Source organism: Nitratidesulfovibrio sp. D1 (genome assembly GCF_051133415.1).
Classification (GTDB): domain Bacteria; phylum Desulfobacterota; class Desulfovibrionia; order Desulfovibrionales; family Desulfovibrionaceae; genus Cupidesulfovibrio.
On the sequence record NZ_JBPGNZ010000004.1, the window covers coordinates 91,373 to 112,367 of the forward strand.

The following is a 20,995-nucleotide window of genomic DNA, read 5'->3' on the forward strand; positions in this document are numbered from 1 at the left end:
GGCAGCCCGCGCGCCGCACCCTACAGCGGTCCGAAGACACGACGAGGCCGGAACCCTTCGGGGTTCCGGCCTCGCATCGTTGCGCCGGGGAAACGTGGTGGCGGAGGGGCGTGCAGCGGCCCGGCTCCCGGAGGTCTACCCGCCGATGGCGCTCATGCGGCGGTTGGCCACGGCGGTGCCGCCCTCGCACGGGGCGTTGGCCACCCCGGACGGTTCGCCCCGCAGTTCGGCCAGCTGGCCCGCGCGCACCCTGGCCAGCAACTGGTAGCCCAGGGGCTTGCGGCGGTTGGCCAGGCGCAGCACCGTGCGCACCGCGTCCACGCCGAGTTTGGGGTGGCGCAGCAGCGGGCGCAGGCGGTATTCGCGGTCGGAGAACAGGCAGGTGCGCAGCCGCCCGTCGGGGGTCACGCGCAGGCGGTTGCAGTCGCCGCAGAAGTGGTCGGACAGGGGCGTGATGAGCCCGAAGCGGCCCAGCCCCCCAGCGATGCCCCACAGTTTGGCCGGGCCCTTGCGCCGCTCGCCGGGGGCCAGGGGCACCAGGTCCGCCAGCCGTTCCGCCGCCGACAGGATGTCCGGCGCGCCCCAGAACTGGTCTTCGGTCCAACTGGTGCCGCCGCCCATGGGCATGAACTCGATGAACCGCACGTCAACGGGATTCCGGCGCGCGAAGTCGAGAAAGGCCGCCAGTTCGTCGTCGTTGACGCCCTTCAGGGCCACGGCGTTGATCTTCACGGCCAGGCCCGCGTCCAGCGCGGCGTGGATGCCCTCCAGCACCAGGGGCAGCATGTCGCGCCCGGTGGTGGCGGCGAAGCGGTCGCGCCGGAAGGTGTCCAGCGAGATGTTCACAGTGCTCACGCCAAGGCCGCGCAGTGCGGCGACGTGCGGGGCCAGCAGGGTGCCGTTGGTGGTGATGCGGATGTCCAGCGCCGGGTGGCGCTGGTGCAGCATGGCCACGAACCCGGTCAGCCCCTTGCGCACGAAGGGCTCGCCCCCGGTCAGGCGCACCTTTTCCACGCCCTCTTCCACGGCCACGTCCACGATGCGCGCCATTTCCTCGTAGCGCAACACGTCGTCGTGGGGGATGAAGCGCATTTCGGCGCAGCCCCAACAGTACGAGCAGCGCAGGTTGCAGCGGTCGGTGACGGACAGGCGCAGATAGCGCACCCTGCGGCCGTGCGCGTCGGTCAGGCTGGCGCGGTCCGCCGCCGCGTCCCGAGCGGAGCCGGGCGCGGCGATACCGGAGGGGGCGTCGGCGTCTCTGGTCATCACGGGGGTTCTGGTCATGGCATTTCCGGTCACGGCGTTGCCGTGCATGACGTTTGCCGGGGAAGGCCCGTGCGGCGCCCCCTGCCCGGACGGCGCACCGGTTACGGCGCGCCGATGATCCGCCGGGCCATCTCGAGGTCGGCGGGATAGTTGATGTTGAAGAACGGCAAGGCTTCGCGCACCGAGTAGGGAATGTGCTCGCGCAGGTCCGGCGGCACCACCCTGCTCAGCTTGCGTTCTCCGTCCTCCAGCGCCTGCCGGAACAGCGGCAGGGCTTCGAATTCGTACACGGCCACCAGCGATTCGATGAACCCGGTCTCCACCTGCCGGAAGGTGGTCATCACCGTGCCCGGCCGCCGTGCGGCCCGGTGGGCCAGCAACCGTTCCAGCACGGCGCGCTCCATGAACGGCAGGTCGCACGACAGCACCAGCACCGGCCCCTGCGCCACGCGCAGGGCGGTGATCACCCCGCCGAACGGGCCCATGCCCTCCACCTCGTCGTTGAGGCGGTAGCAGGGGCCATCCACGCCCGTTTCGGCCACCGGGCAGGGGCGGCCGCTCCGACAGGATATCCAGACTTCGCCGGTGACGGAGCGCAGCAGCTTCGCCGTGCGGGCCAGCAGGCCCGGCGCGGTCTCGCCGTGCAGATGCAGCCGGGTCTTGTCCTGCCCCAGCCGGGTGGACAGCCCCCCCGCCAGCACCACGCCGATGACGCCGTGCGCGGCGTCATCGGGGTCTGCGGGAGCTGCGGAGGCTGCGGGGGCTGCGGGGGCTTCGGCCACGGCCACGTCCGCAGGCGCGCCGGGAGCGGCGTCCGCCCCTTCCTCCGGCATGCCCGGCGCGTGCTCCGTGCCCCGGTGGCGGCTCATTCCAGCACCCTGCCCCCGGCATCGGCAAACACGGTGAAGCGCTCCTCGCGGTCCCGCGCGAAGCCCACCAGGGTCACTCCCTGCTCCGTGGCCATGTCCACCGAGGCGGTGGTCACGGCCGAACGGCTGACGATGAACGAAAAGCCCGCCCTGCGCGCCTTGGCGAACAGGCTGGCCGTCACCCGCGCGGAAACCAGCAGCAGCCGGGGGGCCAGGTCCACCCCTTCGCGCGCGGCCCAGCCGGCCAGGCGGTCGATGCAGTTGTGGCGGCCGATGTCCTCGGCCCGGCGCAGCAGGCGGCCCTGCACGGGGTCGTACACGCCCGCGCGGTGGAAACAGCCGGTGCCGTCCCACAGTCCTTCCTCGCCCATGAAGGCGCGCATGGCGTCCAGCAGGACGGCGGCCCGCATGGGCATGGGCGGCTGCGGCGCGGAGGCGGGAGGCGACGCGTGCAGGGCCACGTGGAAGGCAAGCCCTCCGGCCGTGCTCATGTCCGGGTTCACGTCGGGGCTCACCTCAGTCACCGTGCCCGCGTGGCGGATGCCCCACGCCCCCGGCTCCTGCCCGGTGACGGCGGGGTGCACCCGGTCCAGCAGCACGTGGCCCAGGGCCAGGTCGGCCAGACCGTGCGGCCAGGCCCACAGCCGGGTGGCCCCGGCGGCGATGCCCGCCGCGTCCGGTTCGGGATGCCATTCCACGCGCACCGGCACCTCGCGGCTCAGCACGTCGTCCACGTCGCCCCAGGCCGCGTCCTTGTAGCGGCGCACGGAAACCTGGCGCGGGATGGCCCCTTCAGGCAATTGGGTCGCGTCGCGCCCGGCCATCTAGAACCCCCAGGCCGACGCCGTGGGCCGCGCGTAGCCCTGCCGGCGCGCCACGATATCCAGCGCCAGCGACTCCAGGTCGTCCAGCACCGGGATGGAAATGCGGTCGAACTCGCGGAAGTCCGCCACCTTGATGTAGCCCTTGCACGATTTGCAGACGTGCACCTGGAAGCCGGGCTCGCCGTCGGCGGTGAAGTATTCGAGGTTCTTCGACTCGTTCTCCAGGCAGAACGGACACTGCAACCGCTTGGCGCGGTATTCGTGGCGGCAGAACGAGCAGGTGTGGTGCAGCGCCCCTTCCTTGCCCACCAGCCGCCCAACCAGCGGCGCGCTGCCGCACACCGGACAGTGGCCGTGCTGCCAGACCACCGGGGTGGCTCCCGGCTGGTCCGCGCCCGTACGGCGGGCGTGTTCCGCCGCCACCGCCAAGGCCAGCGCCTCCACCGAAGGCACCACGCTGCCCATGGCCAGGAAGCGGACCAGGCTGGGCGCGTCGTTCAGGCGCAGGGCCCAGGCGTCGAACCAGGCCACGTCGTCGCGCAGGGCCGCGTCGCAGGCGTCCTCCACAGCCAGTTCGCCCTTTTCCATGGCCTCGCGCACCACTTCGGCGGCGGCCCCCAGGCTGCCCCCGGCGGCGCGCATCATGGCCAGCAGGCGGCCGAAGGTGGCCGCCGTGCGCGCCCGGTCGTAGGTGAAGGCGTCGCGCGGGAGCAGCGGCGCGCCCTGGGCGTGGGCTTCCGGCGTGGCCAGCCCGGCGGCCAGTTCGGTGGAAGAAACGGCGGGCTGGTCCGCCTGGGCAGCGGCGCGCGCCTCCAACTGGATGGCGGCGGTGCGCGCCACGATCTCCAGCAGGGCGTCGGGGATGTATTCCTTGCTGCGCAGGGCCTTCAGCTTGCCCTCAAGGCGTTGCAGTTCGCGGTCGAAATCGGCGGTCATGCGTTCTCCTGAGTGGAACGTGAACGGGGTGCGGTGCCGGCAGGCGGTGCACCCGTTGGAAATCACCCTAGCGCCCTTGGCGTCCCCCTTCAATGACCGGGGTTCCTGCGCAAGGTCTTGCACCGGACCGGCTCCGCTCCGGGTGGTCCGTCTCCGGTCCGGAAGGTTACGGTAACCATGTTCCGCGCCCCTGTGAACCATCCCGGCGTATTTCCCGCCCGAACCAGCCAGTCCGCCTGCCCGTCTTGACACGCCCCCGGCAAGCTCTACCTGTTTCGGAGAGGCCCGCCGCGTTGGGAATACGTCACCGGTTCGGGAATACATCACCGGTTCGCGCGCGGGCATCCGGAGACGGCGCGGACGCGCCGCCGGGAGGCCGTCATGCCCATTCCACGTGTCAGTGCGCTTCGCGTTTGCCGCTCGGCGGCGGGTCGCGTGTGCCGCACGCCGGGCGCCCTGCCCCGCCTGCTCTCGCGTGTTGCCGCCCGATTGCCGCGTGCCCGGCGGCCCCGCCCCGAACATCCGGAACCGGCGGCCCCGCCCGCACCCCGCGCCGGATACCGCCGCATTCGCGGGCGCGACGGCCTGCCGGACCTGCTGTGGCTGGTGCTGGCCGTGCTGCTGTTCGCCCTGCTGGCCGGGCAGCCGACCCTTGCCGGTCCGGACGCGTCCGGTGCATCCGGCGCATCAGCCACATCGGGCACCGTCGCCGCAACCCTCCAGACGCAAGGCTCCGCCGCCCCCGGCGCGCCAGGGGCCACGGGAGATACCGCCATGACCGCACCCGCACCATGGCAAGGTTTTGCCAAACCCGCGGACAAGGAACTGCACGCCCGCCTTACCCCGCTGCAATACGAGGTCACCCAGCAGGAAGGCACCGAACCCGCCTTCCGCAACGAATACTGGGACGAAAAGCGCGAGGGCATCTACGTGGACGTGGTATCCGGCGAGCCGTTGTTCCTTTCGTCCGACAAGTACGATTCGGGCACCGGCTGGCCCAGCTTCACCCGGCCCGTGGACCGGGACGCGGTGACCGAGCACGTGGACCGCACCCTGTGGATGGTGCGCACCGAGGTGCGCAGCCGCATCGCCGGGTCGCATCTGGGGCACGTGTTCACCGACGGCCCCGCCCCCACGGGACTGCGCTATTGCATGAACTCGGCCGCGCTACGGTTCGTCCCGCGAGAGGCCATGCAGGCCGAGGGATACGGGGATTTCCTCAAAATGCTTCCGTAACCGCGTGGGACAATAGGCGCTTGCCGCCCCGTTCCGGCTCTGCTACACGGGCCGGATGAAGCACACCATCCGCCCGCTCGTCCTCACCGCGCTGCTGTCCCTTGCCCTGCCCTGCGCCGCCATGGCGTGGGACGGTTTCGACACCGAATCGGGCCATCTCGTGGAAGTCGATGTGGATGCCGTGCCCATGCGCGGCGAGATCATCGACGTGTACGACTGCGACACCAAGGAGACGGCCACGCTGATGGTGGACGCCGTGAGGAACAACGCCCGCACCGTGGAGATCACCGTGCGCGAGTCCGACACCGGGCGCACGCGCATCCTGGTGATGGAAGCCCGCTAGAAACCTTCCCGCCTGCCTGTTCCCCGCCCTGGACGATGAAAGCCCGCCGCTTGCGCGACGGGCTTTTTTTCGCGGGTATGGCCGGACAAGGCGCTACGGCGCTACGGCCGCACGGGCACCGTGGAGACGGAGTTGTACGGCGAGCCGTCGATGATCTTGCGGCTTACCGCCAGGTAGACCAGGGTGTTGCGCTCCTTGTCCCACAGCCGGGTGACCCGGGTGGCCTTGAAGAACACCGAGGTCGATTCCTTGAACACGTTTTCCTTGGCGGGCAGCTTGTCGGGAATGACGATGGACCCGGTCTGGCTGCACGAGACGGAGAAGTTGGAGGGGTCCTCGGCCAGGCCCAGGCTGCCGCTGATGCCGCCGGTCTTGGCCTGGCTGATGAAGCACGACACGCCGGGAATGCGCGGGTCCTGGAAGGCGAAGACGCACACCTGATGGTTGGCGCCCAGCAGCTTCCATTCGGTGGTCACGCAGCCCACCTCGCTGTCGTCGGCGCGCGCGGGCGCGGCCAGCGCCAGCATGCCCAGCAGCAGAAGCAGGACGATGAAGGCAGGCAGGAAAGCGGAAACATTGTCGTCGCGGGTGGCGGCAATGGCCACGGCGCGGGGGCGGACGGTGCGGATACGGGGGTGCATGGCGGTGCTCCTTGGGCTTCGTGACGTCGGGTGAACGCAACCAGCTTTCAGGATAACGCATCGCGCGGACGATGCAAGGTATCCCTACCGCCAGCGCACCAGCCCAAGCGCATACCGCTCCACCGGAGCGTACTCGTCGGTCAGGGGCGGCACGCCGTTGTTTGCCGCATCGGTGAGATTCAGGCGGCGGGCCAGCATTTCGCGCACCTCCGGCGCCAGGAACGCGGCGGGCACCTCCGGCAGCCCCGCCGCCGGGCGCGCCACCAGCATCAGGTTCTGCACGTAGTCCTGCGAATCGGCCGTGGCCACGGCGTACACCCGCACGTCCGCGAACGAGGCGGCAAAGGCCGCGCGAATGGCCCGGAACAACCGCCCGTCCTCGCCCCCGGCGGCGGAGATGATGTTCATGACCACGGCCCCGTCGTCGGCCAGCAGCGCGCGCATGTGGCGGGCCGCCTCCACCGTGCCCACGTGGAAGGGCACGGAGTAGTACGAGTTGAAGATGTCGGTGAAGATCAGGTCGTAGCGGCCATCGCCGGCCTCTTTTCCGCTTGCTCCCGCCCCGATCCGCGCCGCCCGCCGGTTCAGGAAGGCCCGCGCGTCCTCGTGGAAGATGCGCAGCCGCGCGTCGTCCGCAAGGCCGAAGTGGCGGCGGGCCACCTCGGTCATGCCGGGGTCCAGTTCCACCACGTCCACCCGCAGCCCCCCGGCATCCAGCCCCGCCCGGCCCGACAGCAGCCACTTGGGCACGGAATACCCGCCGCCGCCCAGCATGAGCACCCGTTGCGCGCCGGGCACCAGCGCCGGTCCCAGGGCGTAGAACCGGGTATACGGCAGGGCCAGTTCGGCCATGTCGTCGGGGTAGGCGGCGGACTGGTAGCGGCCGGGATCCGTGGCCAGCAGACGCAGGGGCCGCCCGGCCTGGGTGGCGTCGTAGACGCGGATGTGGTTGTACGGGGTCTCGGTCACCCGCACGCCGTAATAGCGCTCGGCAAAGGCGGCGTAGGCGTGCGAGGCCCAGGCCAGCGCGCCCACCCCGGCCAGCAGGGCCAGCCGGGCCAGCGGCGCGCGGGGGTGGGCCAACAGCGAGGCCCCCAGCAGGCAGGCCGCCACCCCGTGCAGGATCAGCGTGCTGCCGAACCACGAGACCAGCACCATGCCGCCCAGAAAGGTGCCCAGGATGCTGCCCGCCGTGGACACGGCGTACAGCCGCCCCACCACCGCGCCGGAGGTGTCCATGTCCGACAGGGCCAGCCGCACCACGTAGGGCGACACCATGCCGCACAGCACGCCCGGCACGGCGAACAACACCACGGCGGCCACCACGGCGGCCACGTACAGCGAATCCAGCCCCCCGGCCACCCAGCCCACGACCCTGCCGTGCGCCAGGGCCACGGCCAGCACGGAAAGCGCGGCCCCGGCCAGGATGCGCGACAGGGTGCGCCGCGACAGGGTGCGGTCGGCCAGGCGGCCGCCCAGCCAGTAGCCCGCGCTCAGGCTGGCCAGCACCACGCCGATGAGGCTGGTCCAGACGATGACCGAGGTGCCCAAGTGCGGGGCCAGCAGGCGCGCCCCCACCATTTCGAGCACCATGACCATGGTGCCGGACAGGAACATGATGGCGTCGAGCATGAGGCCTCCTGAAGGGGCGGGAAGGGGAGGGATGGCGGAAGCGCGGAGATGCCGTGGTTCCGCTGTAACAGGGGGCGGGGCGGCGAGGCAACGCCGAACGGGCAGGAAAGACGGGACGGGCGGGCAGGCCGCCGCCCACGCAAAAGGGGTTCCGCCATGGCGGAACCCCTCGCAACAATGCCCCCGGCGGGGGCTCCGCATGCGCGGAGCCCCTATCAGAACACCACGGGGCGGGCCTGCGCGCCGCGCTCTTCGCGCGCGGACATGCAGTGCACGCAGCGGGTGGTGGTGGGCACGGCCAGCAGCCGTGCGGCGGGAATCTCGTTCCCGCAGTCGTCGCAATAGCCGAAGTCCTCGTCGTCCAGCCGTTCCAGCGTAGCGCGCAGCACCTGCAGGCGCGCCTCGGTGCGCTGCTTCCACGAACGGTAGGTCATGCCTTCCACATCGGGCAGCCCTTCGGGGTCGCTGGCGTCCTCCACGCCCTGCAGGCCGCGCCAGCGGTCCAGGGCTTCGCGCAGGTCGCGGATTTCCTGCTTCAGCCTGCGCCGTACCACGGCAATGGTTTCTTCGCGCATCTCGGTCCTCCTTCGGCGCGGCCCGGCCCTGCCCGCGCGGTGCGCGGGGGGCGGCCATGCGCCGGATGCCCCTTGGGGCCAGTTGGGTAAATGGGGTAAGTGGGGTGAAAGAAAAGGCCCCGTCTACCAGGTGGTGGACGGGGCCGCGTGTCGCGTGTGCGTGCGGAATGCTGCCGCTATGCGCCCCCCCCTGTCCCGGTGACGCGTTCACCACGGGCAAAAGACCGGTCGGAGCCGGTGAATGCGGTGGCGCGGACGGAAAGGGTGACAAAACGCATGGGAGCTTCCTTGTTCATCTGCTGGTGACGAAGTGCGTCTGCTTCACGAAGAAAATTTTTCGGACGCAACGGTTTCAATATACATCATCCTGCGGGCAATGCAAGTCCCGGTGCGCAACGTTTTTCCGGCGTCGCGCCGTTCCGCGCCGGTTTCGCACAACAGCATGAATTATCTTGCGTTCGGATGGGCGCGCAGTACACCTGCCCGGCGATGCAGCGTCCCCGTCCCGGAAAAAACGGAACGCGCCGACCGGCCCCATGGCCAATCGGCGCGCACGCCCGGCGTGGGACGCCGGCTGGCTCAGCGATCCTGCGTGGCCGCGAAGGGCGCGGATGCGGCGGCGCCGCGCGCCACCTCGTTCTGCGCATGGACGAAAGTGAACAGGGCCGAGGTGAGAATGATGATGGCCAGCAACAAGTACCTCATCGAACGGACATCCTTCTGCGACGGTTGAAGGTGGCGAGGCGCGGCGCACAGGACGCCCGCCAGCGCAATACGGTCCCCGTTGCTAGCGCTATAGTCCGGGACGCCCTGTCACGCAAGACAAAATGCGTTTTTTGCCCGCATGGTGCAAAACATTGCGCAATGAGATGGCGGCTCGCCTTCCGCCATTGCTTCCGCCCCGCCCGCATGCCTGCGTTGACAGCCTCACCGCCCGGGAATATCTTTTATCCGCAAACAACCATTTTCCCTTTGGCGAACCGCTACGGGCTAGGCCCCGCCCGGCACCGCAATACCTGGAAGCCCCGCATGGACAACCACACCCGCCTCGCCACCCTGCTGGACCGCCTGCGCGACAACGGGCACCGGCTCACCCCCCAGCGCGTGGCCATCATCCGCGCCCTGGTGGAGCACGACGGGCACCCCACGGTGGAACAGCTGCACCAGGCCATCCTGTCGGATTTTCCCACAACCAGCCTGGCCACGGTGTACAAGACCATCGCCATGCTCAAGGAGGACGGCGAGGTGCTGGAACTGGGCTTTGGGGAACTGGGCAGCCGCTACGACGGCAGGCACCCGGAGCCCCACCCCCATCTGATCTGCACCCGCTGCGGCGTCATAGCCGACTATTCGCCGCAGGGGCTGGACGAACTGGTGGCGCGCATGGCTGCGGAAACCGGCTTTTCCGTGGACACCCACCGCTTCGACATGTTCGGGCTGTGCCCGGCCTGCCGCGCCGCCGCCGGGCAGTCCCCCGGCGAGGCACGGGACAGGGCACGGGATGAAACGAGGGCCGCCGCCCCCTGCGCGGGGCACCACCGCCCCTGCTGACCGCCAGCCCGCGCCGTACATCCAGGCAACATCCATACATTTTCCGTGCTCTTTCACAAAAAATCAGGCCCGGTCTCGCCGGGCCTTTGCATTTTCGTTGACAGATTCCCTCTCTCGTGGATAATGATTATTACAAAAGTATTTTTATCATCAATCACAGCACACTTCCCCCCAACAGGCCCCCAACAGGAGGATTCCATGACAAAGCAAAAGCTCACCACCAATGCGGGCGCCCCGGTACCCGACAACCAGAACGCCATGACCGCCGGGCCGCGCGGCCCCATGCTGCTCCAGGACGTGTGGTTCCTGGAAAAGCTGGCCCACTTCGACCGCGAGGTGATCCCCGAGCGGCGCATGCACGCCAAGGGGTCCGGCGCGTACGGCACCTTCACCGTCACCCACGACATCACCAAGTACACCAAGGCCGCCCTGTTCTCGAAAATCGGCAAGAAGACCGACCTGTTCGTGCGCTTTTCCACCGTGGCGGGCGAACGCGGCGCGGCCGACGCGGAACGCGACATCCGCGGGTTCGCCGTCAAGTTCTACACCGAACAGGGCAACTGGGACCTGGTGGGCAACAACACCCCGGTCTTCTTCCTGCGCGACCCGCTGAAGTTCCCCGACCTGAACCACGCCGTGAAGCGCGACCCGCGCACCAACATGCGCAGCGCCAAAAACAACTGGGACTTCTGGTCCTCGCTGCCCGAAGCGCTGCACCAGGTCACCGTGGTCATGAGCGACCGGGGCATTCCCGCCACCTACCGGCACATGCACGGCTTCGGCAGCCACACCTTCAGCTTCATCAGCCCGGACAACAAGCGCTACTGGGTGAAGTTCCACCTGCGCACCCAGCAGGGCATCAAGAACCTGACCGACGCCGAGGCCGAGGCCATCGTGGCCAAGGACCGCGAAAGCCACCAGCGCGACCTGTACGACAGCATCGAGCGCGGCGACTTCCCGCGCTGGACCATGTACGTGCAGGTCATGCCCGAAAAGGACGCGGACACCTGCCCCTACCACCCCTTCGACCTGACCAAGGTGTGGTTCCACAAGGACTACCCGCTCATCGAGGTGGGCGTGCTGGAACTGAACCGCAACCCCGAAAACTACTTCGCCGAAGTGGAGCAGGCCGCGTTCAACCCCGCCAACGTGGTGCCGGGCATCAGCTTTTCGCCCGACAAGATGTTGCAGGGCCGCCTGTTCTCCTATGGTGACGCGCACCGCTACCGCCTGGGCGTCAACCACCACCTGATCCCGGTCAACTCCGCGCGCTGCCCGGTGCACAGCTACCACCGCGACGGGATGATGCGCGTGGACGGCAACCACGGCAGCACCCTGGCCTACGAGCCCAACAGCTACGGCGAATGGCAGGAGCAGCCCGACTTCGCCGAGCCGCCCCTGGCCATCAAGGGCGACGCCGCGCACTGGAACTACCGCGAGGACGACGCCGACTACTACGACCAGCCGGGCCGCCTGTTCCGCCTGATGACCCCGGAACAGCAGGACGCCCTGTTCCAGAACACCGCCCGCGCCATGGGCGACGCGCCGGAAGAGATCAAGCGCCGCCACGTGGGCAACTGCGCCAAGGCCGACCCGGCCTACGGCGCGGGCGTGGCCAAGGCCCTGGGCCTGAAGATGTAGCGCGCAGGCCGCCCGGCCCCATCGGCCGGGCGCGCACCATGGCTCCGGAGGCCCGGCGGTCCGGCGGCGCAGGCTGCATCCCGCGCCCGGCGGAATGCCGGCCGGAGTATCCGTGATGCATCCGTTCCTTGATGCATCCTCCTGTCCCGCGGGCCACCCTGCACGGCCACGCGGAAAGGCCCCCGGCGTCAGCCGGGGGCCTTGTACGTCATGCGCGGGCAAGGGCCAGCCACGCCGCCGCCACCTTGCGGCAGAACGCCTCTGCTCGCTCCACCAGCAGGGGCATGTCGTGGGCCAAGTCCTCGAAGTACGCGTCGTCGAACGTTTCCCGGCAGGCGGCGTATTCCCCCCTGCGCTCCTTGCGCCCTTTTTGAAAGACGTCCACCCAGTTCTCCACGATGGCGGAATCCGCCTCCAGATGGAACTGGAACCCGTAGGAGGCGTTGCCCACGCGGAAGCACTGGTTGCGGCACCGGTCGCCCCGCACCAGCAGGGTGGCCCCTGTCGGCAGGTCGAAGGTGTCCTCGTGGAAGGACATCAGGCGCGGCAGGGGCAGCGCGCCAGACAGCACAGGGTCGGCCAGGCCCGCTCCGGTGGGGCTGAAGGCCACGAAGCCGAACTCCGGCGCGTCCATGGTCCACGGCCTGCCGCCGTGGGCGCGCGCCAGCAACTGCGCCCCCAGGCAGATGCCCGCCACCGGCCTGCCCGCAGCGTCGAAGGCGCGCAGCATGTCCATCAGGTGCGGGAAATGGGGCGAGCCTGCGTCGTCCCAGCAGTGCTGCGGGCCGCCCAGGACCACCAGCGCGTCGTACCCGGCCAGGGCTTCGTCGAGAGACGGCAGCGTGTCGCCCGCCGCAGGCAAGACATCACCCTGTCCCGGTCGCAGGGTGGTCAACACCGCGCCGCAGCGCACCAGTTCCTTGCGGAAGTTGCCGCCGGGGGCGTCGTCGCTGTGCAGCACCTCCAGCACGCGCAGGCCGGTCAGCCCGTCGTCGGGCCACGGGGCCACCCGCACGCAGGTCTCGTAGTACGGCGTGCCGCGCCCCACCCTGCTGGACAGGGCGCGGGTGAGCAGGTTCAGCCCGTGCCCGGCCTTGTTCCAGCCGCCCCGCTCGGCCACCAGGATGTCCGGCCGCTGGCCGTCCCCGGTGCGCAGGACGGCCTTCACCGCGCCCACCCCGCTTTCCACCCGCACCACCGCGCCGTCGGCCAAGCCCAGGCGGGCGGCCTCGGACGTGGCCAGCACAACCTCGGGCAGGGCGTCGTGCCCGGCCATGGTGCGCTCGGAGCAGATGTGCCCGTGCGGGGCGATGGTCAGCAGGCGGTAGGGGTAGTCCGGGTCCACCGCGCCGAGCCCGGCGGGGTCGAAGCCGGTCATGAACCGGAACTTGCCGGACGGCGTGGAAAAGGTCCTGTCCGCGTAGGGCGCCATGGGCGCATCCAGCCGGAAGGCCCCCCCGCGCAACGCCTCCGGCGTGCAGCCCTGTGCCCATATGGGCGCGCACAGGTCGCGCAGCCATTCGTCCACGCCGCGCCGGAACCTGTCGGCAAAGGGAAAGCGCGCCGCGAGGTCATGAAACATCATGAATTCCGGGCGGCACTCGCCCACCGGCTCGATGGCCCTGTTCACCGGCCCCACGTAGTTGTGGCCGTAGCTGGCCATGACGTCGTCCTCTTCCACAAAGGTCGTGGCGGGCAGGAACACGTGGGACAGGTCCGCCGTGTCGTCCATGAAGTGGCCGGAATAGACCACGAATTCCGCCTTGCGGAAGGCCCGGGCCACGGCCCCGGCATCGGCCGCCATGCAGGCCGGATTGCCCGCCGTGACCATGATCATGCGGATTTCCGGATCGCGCGCCGCAAGGATCTCGCGGCCTATCTCGGGCAGCAACAGGGTGCGCCGGGGCGGGTTCAGCCCGTCGCCCCAGTACTGCTGGTCGTAGGGGCCGTATTCCTCGAAGCCCTGGCTGACGCCGCCGCCCGGCACGCCGATGTTGCCGCTGATGGCCCCCAGCGCATCCACGGCGCGGATGGACAGGTGCGCCGCCTCGTGCCGGTGCATGCCCCAGCCCAGCAGAATGGCCGTGGGGCGCTGGCGCAGCATCATGTCCGCCAGAAATTCCGCGTCGGCCACGGGTACGCCGCAGCGGGCGCACAGGTCGTCCACCGGGTACCGTTCGAGAATGCGCAGGTATTCGGCCGCGCCCTCGGCATGGCGTTCCATGAACGCGCGGTCCTCGCCCCCGGCGCGCAGGATCAGCCTGGTCACGGCCATGGCCAGAAAGGCGTCGGCCCCCGCGCGGGGGGCGATGTGCCGGTCGGCCAGCGGGGCCGAGCGGTTGCGGGCCGGGTCCACCAGCACCACCGTGGCCCCCCTTTTGCGGATATCGCGCAGGATGGGCACCAGGCTGATCTGGGTGGACGCCGGGTTGCGGCCCCACAGGATGAGCGACTTGCTGTTGTGGTGGTCCAGCGGGTCGTGCGAGACGCGCTGGCCGAAGTCGAGGTTTTGCGCGCCCTGCCCCGTCCCGCCGCACAACGAGCCGCGCAGGGTGGTCACCCCGCCGAACAGGTTGAAGAAGTAGCGGTTCAGCAGCTTGAGCGCGGTGCGTTCGCCGTAGCCCTGGTAGTACAGGATGGCTTCCGTGCCCGATTCGTCGCGGATGGCGGCCATGCGCGCGGCGATGCGGTCCAGCGCCTCGTCCCACGCGGCGCGACGCCAGGGCTGGTGGCGGTGGTCGCGCAGCAGCGGATGGACGATGCGTTCCGGGCTGTACACCCGCTTCACGTAGCGCTGCGCCTTGACGCAGGCCCTGCCCCGCGTCAGCGGGTGGTCCGGGTCGCCCGCCAGCCTGACCAGGCGGCCATCGCGCACGGTGGCGACAAGGCCGCAGCTGTTGGGGCAGTCGCGGGTGCAACTGGTGATGATGCGTTTCTCGCCGGAGGTCTTGCCGTGCTCATGGCCGGAAGCACGCCCCGAAATAGCGCCGCTCGCACGGACTGATGTGCGGTTCATGTCGTTTCCATCCCGTGGCGCAACCCCGGATGGCGGCCCGAAGGCCGGAATGGGCGCGCCCTGCCCGCGCGTCCGCAGTCCCGTTCATGGCACAGCCCGCCCGGCGGGGCAAGCGGCCCCGTGCCCCGCGTAACCGCCCTCTCCTTACCGCCGTCCGCCCCGCAGCCGTCCTCCCCCACCCGTCCGGGATGCGCCATCCCCTTGTGAAGGGAGCGTCCCGGCGCTACAACCATGACGGCGGCCGTGCTGTCCCGCGCGCCGCGCATCACCGCCGCCATTGTCATCATCGTCATCATCCACATGGCGGGCCGCCCGGCCACGCGCCGCGCCCGCAAACCATACAGGAAGCCATCATGTCCAACGGCAAAATCCGCGTCGCGGTCTTCTTCGGCGGGCGTTCGCCCGAGCATGACGTCAGCATCGTCACCGGGTTGCAGGTCATCCAGGCCCTGGACGCCGCGCTCTACGAACCCGTGCCCGTCTACGTGGACCGCTGCGGCGTCTGGCGCACCGGCGAAAGGCTGCTGGACCGCGCCACCTACATCCCCGCCCGCGACGCCGACGGCCTGCCCGCCGTGTCGCTGGAAATCGCCCCCGGCAAGGGCGGCATGCTGGTGGAGCAGACGTCCAGGCTGTTCGGCAAGCCCAGGCGCATCCCCTTCGACGTGGCCATCCCCGCCTTCCACGGCCCCTACGGCGAAGACGGCGGCATGCAGGGCCTGTTCGAGGCCGCGGGCATTCCCTACACCGGCATGCGCGTACTGGCCTCCGCCATCTTCATGGACAAGGCGGCCACCAAGCAGGCCCTTTCCGGCACGGGCATCCCCATGCTGCCCTGCGCGGTGCTGCGCAAACCGGTGGGCGGCCTGCTGCCCCCGCGCGCCGAAATCGAGGCCGCGCTGGCGGGCGTCACCCTGCCCGGCTGCCTGAAGCCCGCGCACCTCGGCAGCAGCATCGGCGTGGCCAAGGTGAATTCCATCGAGGAAATCGAGGCGGTGCTGCCCGGCCTGTTCAAAAACGACACCGTGGCCATCGTGGAGCCGTACCTGGACGGCTGCGTGGAATACAACATTTCGGTGCGGCGCGACGGCGAGGGCCACGCGACCTCGGCCATCGAGCGGCCCAAGCGCGACAGCGAACTGCTGGACTTTCGCCAGAAGTACCTGTCGTCCGGCGGAAAAACCGGCGGCAAGGCGGGCGGCGGCGCCAAGAGCGCGGGCGATTCCGGCAGCGCGGGCATGCTTTCGCTGACGCGCGAGATCAACCCCGACCTGCCCGCCGACCTGGAAGGCCGCATCCGCGACCTTGCCGTGCGCACCTACGCGGCCTTCGACGGCACCGGCGTGCCGCGCATGGACTTCATGTACGACGCCGCCCGCGACGAGGTGTGGCTGAACGAGGTGAACCCCATCCCCGGCTCGTTCGCCTTCTTCCTGTGGGAGGCGGCGGAAACCCCGGTGCGCTTCACCCGGCTGCTCTCGCTGATGATCGACGAGGCGCGGGCCATGGCCCGCCACACCGCCTGCCCGGAGGATCCGACCCCCGAGGCCGCACGGCTGTTCCCCCGCCGGTAGCCGAGCGTCAGCTTGCCCGTTGGCTACGTCAAGCTTCGCCTGCCATAGCTTTGCTGTCCTTATCCGTAAGGTTCGCAAGCTCACCTAACGGCTAAGGCTCGGTCGAATACGATAAGAGTACGCTCTGCGGTCGCCATCCGTAATGCTCGAAGACTCGCATAACGGCTGCCGCGCTCTGCGGTCCTCATCCGTAAGACTCGCGCTACGCGCTCGCCTAACGGCTGAGGCACTCCCTCATGGCAGGCTCGTTTTCCTTGCCAACGAACAAGCTGACGCTCTGGCAATAGCCACTGCCTGGGGCATACGTGTCCCCCTGCCTTCACCCGCATGCAGCGCGCGCCGTCCCCACCGGGCGGCGCGCGTTTCGCTTGCCCGCCCGCCCCTTGCCCCTTCGCGCGCCCCCGGTGTACACCACGGGGCGCGCCACGCCGAACACACCACCCGAGGCCAGCATGGATTCCGCCCCCCAGACCGCCACCCCGCAATCCGCCCCTTCCGCCGCCACGGGGCCGTACATGCACGTGGTGCACCTGCCCAATGCCGCGCCCGTCCGCCATAAACCGGCCAACGGCGGCGACGCGGACGCCGGGGCCGCCGCACCCGTCGCCCCGCAAATCGCCCCCCAGATCATTTGGGCGCACGGCTGGATGCACACCCACGCCAACCTGCTGCCGCTGGCCGCCACCTGCACCCACGGGCGCGACAACTACCTGCTGGACATGCCCGGCTTCGGCCGCTCCGGCATGCCGCCCGCCACCTGGGGCACGCAGGACTACGCCGACCACGCCGCCGTATGGCTGCGCACCCTGCCGCGCGGCAGGCGGGTATGGGTGGGGCATTCCTTCGGCTGCCGGGTGGGCCTGCAACTGGCGGCCCGCCACCCGGACCTGGTGGACGGGCTGTTCCTGATGGCCGCCGCCGGGCTGCCCCGCCGCCGCACGCCCATGGAACGGTTCACGCGGGGGTGCCGCATCGCCGCGTTCAAGACGCTGAAGCGCCTGCACTGGCTGGGCTTTGGCGCGGAGCGGGTGCGCCGGTTCTTCGGCAGTGCGGACTACGCCAGCGCCGGGGAACTGCGCCCGGTGTTCGTCAGCGTGGTCAACGAAAACCTGTCCGGCGTGGCCGCGCGCGTGGCCTGCCCCGTGCACCTGCTGTACGGCGAAAACGACACGGAAACCCCGCCCTCCATGGGGCAAGACTTCGTCCGGCTGCTGCCGCACGCACGGTTGCAGGTGCTGCCGCGCTTCGGGCATCTGGACATTCTCACGGCGGGCGGCCATCAGGCCGTGTACGCCCTGGACACCTTCTGCGAGGAAACCTTCGGTGGCTAGCTCCCTGTTTCTCGGCGCGGCGTTCCTGGTGTTCGCCGTGCGGCGCTGCCTGACCTACCTGCACATCTTCCAGCAGGAAGAATACGACGGCCCGCGCTTCTTCCGCTGGATGGCCGCCGCCCGCGCCTTCGACAAGCGCGCCACCCTGCCCCTGCTGGCCTGCTGGGGCGCGGCGCTGGCCGCCCCCGAGCACGCCGCCTACGCCGCATGGGCTGCGGGGCTCGTCCTGCTGGGCGTTGCCGCCGTGGAGGACAACCCGCTACGGGCGGCCAAGAAGAAGCTGGTGCTCACCGCGCGGGTCAAGCGCATCCTGTCCGTGGCGCTGGCGCTGACGGCGGCGTACGCCGTGGCCCTGGCCCTGTGCCCGGCCTCCCCCGCTGCGCTGCTGCCGTTCTGGATCATGGGGGTGCAGGCGCTGCCGGTGGCGCTGGTGGCGGCCAACGCATCGCTGGCCCCGGTGGAGGCGCGCATCCAGCAGGGCTTCTGGAACGAGGCCCACCAAAAGCTGCTGCGCCTCGCGCCCACGGTCGTGGCGGTCACCGGCTCGTACGGCAAGACCAGCGTGAAGCACATCCTGGCCCACGTGCTGGGCTGCTACCACCCCACGCTGATGACGCCGGGCAGCATCAACACGCCCATGGGCATCTCGCGCATCATCCGGGAAAAGCTGACCGACGCGCACCGCTTCTTCATCGCGGAAATGGGGGCCTACGGCATCGGCTCCATCGAACGGCTGTGCAGGCTGGCCCCGCCCGATTTCGCCATCATCACCAACGTGGGCCCGGCGCACTACGAACGCTTCAAGGACCTGACCACCGTGGTGCGGGCCAAGTTCGAACTGGCGCACGCCACCGTGGCCCGTGGCGGCCGGGTGGTGCTGCCCGCCGCCCTGCTGGAATACGACCACGCGCGCGACTTCGCCGCCGCCAACGCGGGCGCGGTGCTGCTGTGCGCGGGAACGGACGTGACCGCACCCGCCACGGTGGGCGGTGAACCCTCAGTGCGCGTGCTGGAGGCCGGGCAGGACCTTTCCGGCATCCACGCCCGCCTGCTGTACCGGGATCAGGAATACGAGGTGCGCGCGCCCATCCACGGCATGCACCACGTGGACAACGTGGCCCTGGCCTTTGCCGCCGCGTGCGGGGTGGGCGTGGAGCCGCAGCGGGTGGTCAGCGCCCTGCGCAGCCTGCCGCAGATCGCCCACCGGCTGGAGGTGAAGCCCCAGCCCGACGGCTCCGTGCTCATCGACGACGCCTACAACTCCAACCCCTCGGGCTTCGCCTCCGCCCTCGACCTGCTGGATTTATATCGCAAGGCCGGGCGGCGCGGCGTGCTGGTGACCCCCGGCATGGTGGAACTGGGCGCCCTGCACGACAGCGCCCACGCGGAACTGGGCGCGCGCGCCGCGGCCTGCGCCGACGTGCTGCTGGCCGTGGCCCCGGCCCGCATTCCCACCCTGGTGGAGTCCTTCCGCGCCGCCGCCGGGCCGGACCAACTGGTGGTGGAATGCGCCGACTTCGCCGCCGCCCGCGCCTGGCTGGCCGCCAACATCGGCCCCGGCGACGCCGTGCTGCTGGAGAACGACCTGCCCGACCTCTACGAAAAGAAGGTGCGGGTGTAACAGGGGCGCACATGCCGGAAGAAGCCGGCACTCCGGAACCCAAGGTCTTGCGGGGTGACCAGCGCCAGCAAGGCCGCCCCTTCCGCGACGAACATCCGGCCCCGCAAACGGAACCTGGCCCCGTACGCACAACAGGCACACACTCCATGACGTACCTGACCACGATCCACGTTGATATCCTGATGTGCCTCGCGTTGCTGCCCGCCCTTGCGGTGGCGATCCTGAAACTTGACGGAAGCATCTCCGCGCACAGGCATCTCGTTGCGGTCATGACCAGCGTCCTCACGCTGCTGGTGCTTGAAGTTTCCAGTGTCGTCCTGGATTCCAACTTCAACGACACGATCCGCGACAGCGCGCGGCTTGTCCCCTTCGGCAAGCTGGTGAACAGCATCGGCTTTCTGCTGGTGCCCGTGCCCGCCTTCCTGACGTGGACGTTCCTGCACCACTGGACCGGCGTGCGCCTTGCCGCGTCGTCCGCCCTGCCCTGGGCGCTTCCCCTCGCGTGCAACGCGGTGCTGGCCGTGCTCAGCTACGACGCGGGCCTCCTGTTCTCCATCGCCCCCGACAACACCTACTCGCGCGGGCCGTGGTTCGCCGTGTCCCCGGCCATGTTCTACGGCTACCTGGCCCTGGCGGCGGGCTTCCTGATCCGCCAGCGCAACCGGTTGAGGACGGAAGAAACGGTCCTGTTCGCCACGGCCCTGGCCCTGCCCGCCATCACGGCGACCTTCCAGCTGGAATATTTCATAGTTCTTACCATGTGGAGCAGCTGGGCCATCTCGTGCATCATCCTGCTGGTGACCGTCTTCATCAATTCATCCGAGCGCGACGAACTGACCAAGCTGGCCAACCGGACAGCGTACCGCAACGCCATCGCAAAGGCCCGCCGCATGCGGGAACTGAAGATGTGCGTGGCCCTGCTGGACATGGACGGCCTGAAATCCATCAACGACAGGTACGGGCATGCGGCCGGGGACCTGGCGCTGCTGACGCTTGCGGAAGGACTGCGGACAACCTTCGGTGAAGGGTTCCGCGTGATGCGCTTCGGCGGCGACGAGTTTGCCGTGGTCCAGTTCGACAACGACCCCACCGCGCTCTGCGAGAAGCTCTGCGCCCTTGAAAGCACCCTGGCGGCGCAGGATGCGGCCTCCGGCAGGCCGTACCGCGTGGCCTTCAGCTACGGGCTGGCCTGCTCGCGCGACGGCGAAGACGTCGATGCCCTGTTGAAGCGGTGCGACACGCTGATGTACGACCGCAAACGGCAGAAGCACCTCAAGGCGGACGCGACCGCCGCCTGACCGCCTCCGGGGCGGTCCTGGCGGCTTCACGGCTCCGGCGTGGCAGGCGGCCGTCCGCCGGTTCCACGCTCCGGGCCAGCACCTGAACGTACTTCCGGGAGCAGCATGCGTACTCCCCACGCTTCCTTCCCTGGCCCCGTCGTCCTTTCCACCCCGATGCTGGCCACCCTGATGCTGACCGCCCTGCTGTTGACCGGCGGCTGCGCGGCACATCAGACCAACGCACAATCATCTCCCGCCGCCGTCCAGACCGGTCAGCAGGCCGGTTACCAGGCCGTGCGCACCGTCCAGTTGGTCCAGTCGGAACGCAGTTGGGACGGCGTCATGCTGCCCGCCTATCCGCAGGAGCAGCCGCAGGTCACCATCCTGCGCATCACCATTCCGGCCGGGGCGCGCCTGCCGCTGCACCGCCATCCGGTGATCAACGCCGGGGTGCTGACGCGCGGGCAACTGGTGGTGGTCACGGAAGACGGCAGGGAACTGCGCCTCGCGGCGGGCGATCCCATCGTGGAGGTGGTGGACACCCCGCATCAAGGCTTCAACCCCGGCAGCGAGCCCGCCGAGATCATCGTCTTCTACGCCGGGCAGGCGGGCACTCCGCTGGCCGTCAAGCAGGAGCCGTAGCCGCGCCGCCTGAACGC

Annotated in this window: 18 protein-coding genes; 9 read left to right on the plus strand and 9 right to left on the minus strand. The window is 69.8% G+C overall.

Features of this window, described 5'->3' with window-relative positions; all coding sequences use genetic code 11:
• Positions 1-135 precede the first annotated feature (135 nt).
• The 4 genes from moaA to ACR4XJ_RS08515 all read right to left on the minus strand — a co-directional run bounded on the left by moaA (position 136) and on the right by ACR4XJ_RS08515 (position 3,895).
• Positions 136-1,284 carry a GTP 3',8-cyclase MoaA gene (gene moaA / locus ACR4XJ_RS08500; protein WP_434754824.1) on the minus strand — a complete coding sequence of 383 codons (1,149 nt, stop codon included), beginning with the start codon at positions 1,282-1,284 and terminating at the stop codon, positions 136-138.
• 83 nt (positions 1,285-1,367) lie between these two features.
• Positions 1,368-2,135 (minus strand): molybdenum cofactor guanylyltransferase, encoded by a 768-nt coding sequence (gene mobA, locus ACR4XJ_RS08505; protein WP_434754825.1) that lies wholly within the window; start codon positions 2,133-2,135, stop codon positions 1,368-1,370.
• Positions 2,132-2,959: a formate dehydrogenase accessory sulfurtransferase FdhD gene (locus ACR4XJ_RS08510; RefSeq protein WP_434754826.1), complete on the minus strand. Its 828-nt coding sequence runs from the start codon at positions 2,957-2,959 to the stop codon at positions 2,132-2,134. The genes mobA and ACR4XJ_RS08510 overlap by 4 nt, the downstream gene beginning before the upstream one ends.
• Positions 2,960-3,895: a formate dehydrogenase accessory protein FdhE gene (locus tag ACR4XJ_RS08515; protein WP_434754827.1), complete on the minus strand. Its 936-nt coding sequence runs from the start codon at positions 3,893-3,895 to the stop codon at positions 2,960-2,962.
• Between the two features lie 381 nt (positions 3,896-4,276).
• Between ACR4XJ_RS08515 and msrB the strand changes: the two genes are divergently transcribed.
• Both msrB and ACR4XJ_RS08525 read left to right on the plus strand, forming a co-directional pair.
• Positions 4,277-5,131, plus strand: a complete 855-nt coding sequence (gene msrB / locus ACR4XJ_RS08520; RefSeq protein ID WP_434754828.1) for a peptide-methionine (R)-S-oxide reductase MsrB — start codon at positions 4,277-4,279, stop codon at positions 5,129-5,131.
• 55 nt (positions 5,132-5,186) lie between these two features.
• Positions 5,187-5,474 carry a DUF5334 domain-containing protein gene (locus ACR4XJ_RS08525; RefSeq protein ID WP_434754829.1) on the plus strand — a complete coding sequence of 96 codons (288 nt, stop codon included), beginning with the start codon at positions 5,187-5,189 and terminating at the stop codon, positions 5,472-5,474.
• A 101-nt stretch (positions 5,475-5,575) separates the two neighbouring features.
• Here ACR4XJ_RS08525 and ACR4XJ_RS08530 read toward each other — a convergent pair whose 3' ends face one another.
• From ACR4XJ_RS08530 to ACR4XJ_RS08545, 4 genes are all read right to left on the minus strand, one after another.
• Entirely contained in the window at positions 5,576-6,115 is a 540-nt protein-coding gene (locus tag ACR4XJ_RS08530) for a CreA family protein (protein ID WP_434754830.1), read from the minus strand.
• Positions 6,116-6,199: 84 nt separating this feature from the next.
• Positions 6,200-7,747 carry a fused MFS/spermidine synthase gene (locus tag ACR4XJ_RS08535; protein ID WP_434754831.1) on the minus strand — a complete coding sequence of 516 codons (1,548 nt, stop codon included), beginning with the start codon at positions 7,745-7,747 and terminating at the stop codon, positions 6,200-6,202.
• Positions 7,748-7,962: 215 nt separating this feature from the next.
• A complete protein-coding gene (locus ACR4XJ_RS08540) occupies positions 7,963-8,322 on the minus strand; it encodes a TraR/DksA family transcriptional regulator (RefSeq protein WP_333506470.1) in 360 nt (119 codons plus the stop codon).
• Positions 8,323-8,901: 579 nt separating this feature from the next.
• Positions 8,902-9,027 carry a hypothetical protein gene (locus ACR4XJ_RS08545; protein ID WP_333506471.1) on the minus strand — a complete coding sequence of 42 codons (126 nt, stop codon included), beginning with the start codon at positions 9,025-9,027 and terminating at the stop codon, positions 8,902-8,904.
• A 324-nt stretch (positions 9,028-9,351) separates the two neighbouring features.
• Between ACR4XJ_RS08545 and ACR4XJ_RS08550 the strand changes: the two genes are divergently transcribed.
• Together ACR4XJ_RS08550 and ACR4XJ_RS08555 are read left to right on the plus strand one after the other, a co-directional pair.
• Positions 9,352-9,873, plus strand: a complete 522-nt coding sequence (locus ACR4XJ_RS08550; protein ID WP_434754832.1) for a Fur family transcriptional regulator — start codon at positions 9,352-9,354, stop codon at positions 9,871-9,873.
• Between the two features lie 198 nt (positions 9,874-10,071).
• Entirely contained in the window at positions 10,072-11,514 is a 1,443-nt protein-coding gene (locus tag ACR4XJ_RS08555; protein ID WP_434754833.1) for a catalase, read from the plus strand.
• 208 nt (positions 11,515-11,722) lie between these two features.
• On the opposite strand, the gene ACR4XJ_RS08560 is transcribed toward ACR4XJ_RS08555, so the two are convergent.
• Positions 11,723-14,530 carry a molybdopterin-dependent oxidoreductase gene (locus ACR4XJ_RS08560; protein WP_434754834.1) on the minus strand — a complete coding sequence of 936 codons (2,808 nt, stop codon included), beginning with the start codon at positions 14,528-14,530 and terminating at the stop codon, positions 11,723-11,725.
• 353 nt (positions 14,531-14,883) lie between these two features.
• Here ACR4XJ_RS08560 and ACR4XJ_RS08565 point away from each other — a divergent pair, with 353 nt between their 5' ends.
• The 5 genes from ACR4XJ_RS08565 to ACR4XJ_RS08585 all read left to right on the plus strand — a co-directional run bounded on the left by ACR4XJ_RS08565 (position 14,884) and on the right by ACR4XJ_RS08585 (position 20,978).
• A complete protein-coding gene (locus ACR4XJ_RS08565; RefSeq protein WP_434754835.1) occupies positions 14,884-16,104 on the plus strand; it encodes a D-alanine--D-alanine ligase in 1,221 nt (406 codons plus the stop codon).
• A 452-nt stretch (positions 16,105-16,556) separates the two neighbouring features.
• Positions 16,557-17,435 carry an alpha/beta fold hydrolase gene (locus ACR4XJ_RS08570; protein WP_434754836.1) on the plus strand — a complete coding sequence of 293 codons (879 nt, stop codon included), beginning with the start codon at positions 16,557-16,559 and terminating at the stop codon, positions 17,433-17,435.
• Positions 17,428-19,056: a Mur ligase family protein gene (locus ACR4XJ_RS08575; RefSeq protein ID WP_434754837.1), complete on the plus strand. Its 1,629-nt coding sequence runs from the start codon at positions 17,428-17,430 to the stop codon at positions 19,054-19,056. Before ACR4XJ_RS08570 ends, ACR4XJ_RS08575 begins: the two co-directional genes overlap by 8 nt.
• Before the next feature lie 146 nt (positions 19,057-19,202).
• Positions 19,203-20,354, plus strand: coding sequence for a GGDEF domain-containing protein (locus ACR4XJ_RS08580; protein WP_434754838.1), 1,152 nt, complete (start codon positions 19,203-19,205; stop codon positions 20,352-20,354).
• 105 nt (positions 20,355-20,459) lie between these two features.
• Positions 20,460-20,978, plus strand: coding sequence for a cupin domain-containing protein (locus ACR4XJ_RS08585; protein WP_434754839.1), 519 nt, complete (start codon positions 20,460-20,462; stop codon positions 20,976-20,978).
• Positions 20,979-20,995: the final 17 nt, after the last annotated feature.

Bases quoted from the DNA above. Each gene is read 5' to 3' on its own strand.
- moaA (WP_434754824.1), bottom strand. From the start codon at position 1,284: ATGACCAGAACCCCCGTGATGACCAGAGACGCCGACGCCCCCTCCGGT.
- mobA (WP_434754825.1), bottom strand. From the start codon at position 2,135: ATGAGCCGCCACCGGGGCACGGAGCACGCGCCGGGCATGCCGGAGGAA.
- ACR4XJ_RS08510 (WP_434754826.1), bottom strand. From the start codon at position 2,959: ATGGCCGGGCGCGACGCGACCCAATTGCCTGAAGGGGCCATCCCGCGC.
- ACR4XJ_RS08515 (WP_434754827.1), bottom strand. From the start codon at position 3,895: ATGACCGCCGATTTCGACCGCGAACTGCAACGCCTTGAGGGCAAGCTG.
- msrB (WP_434754828.1), top strand. From the start codon at position 4,277: ATGCCCATTCCACGTGTCAGTGCGCTTCGCGTTTGCCGCTCGGCGGCG.
- ACR4XJ_RS08525 (WP_434754829.1), top strand. From the start codon at position 5,187: ATGAAGCACACCATCCGCCCGCTCGTCCTCACCGCGCTGCTGTCCCTT.
- ACR4XJ_RS08530 (WP_434754830.1), bottom strand. From the start codon at position 6,115: ATGCACCCCCGTATCCGCACCGTCCGCCCCCGCGCCGTGGCCATTGCC.
- ACR4XJ_RS08535 (WP_434754831.1), bottom strand. From the start codon at position 7,747: ATGCTCGACGCCATCATGTTCCTGTCCGGCACCATGGTCATGGTGCTC.
- ACR4XJ_RS08540 (WP_333506470.1), bottom strand. From the start codon at position 8,322: ATGCGCGAAGAAACCATTGCCGTGGTACGGCGCAGGCTGAAGCAGGAA.
- ACR4XJ_RS08545 (WP_333506471.1), bottom strand. From the start codon at position 9,027: ATGAGGTACTTGTTGCTGGCCATCATCATTCTCACCTCGGCCCTGTTC.
- ACR4XJ_RS08550 (WP_434754832.1), top strand. From the start codon at position 9,352: ATGGACAACCACACCCGCCTCGCCACCCTGCTGGACCGCCTGCGCGAC.
- ACR4XJ_RS08555 (WP_434754833.1), top strand. From the start codon at position 10,072: ATGACAAAGCAAAAGCTCACCACCAATGCGGGCGCCCCGGTACCCGAC.
- ACR4XJ_RS08560 (WP_434754834.1), bottom strand. From the start codon at position 14,530: ATGAACCGCACATCAGTCCGTGCGAGCGGCGCTATTTCGGGGCGTGCT.
- ACR4XJ_RS08565 (WP_434754835.1), top strand. From the start codon at position 14,884: ATGTCCAACGGCAAAATCCGCGTCGCGGTCTTCTTCGGCGGGCGTTCG.
- ACR4XJ_RS08570 (WP_434754836.1), top strand. From the start codon at position 16,557: ATGGATTCCGCCCCCCAGACCGCCACCCCGCAATCCGCCCCTTCCGCC.
- ACR4XJ_RS08580 (WP_434754838.1), top strand. From the start codon at position 19,203: ATGACGTACCTGACCACGATCCACGTTGATATCCTGATGTGCCTCGCG.
- ACR4XJ_RS08585 (WP_434754839.1), top strand. From the start codon at position 20,460: ATGCGTACTCCCCACGCTTCCTTCCCTGGCCCCGTCGTCCTTTCCACC.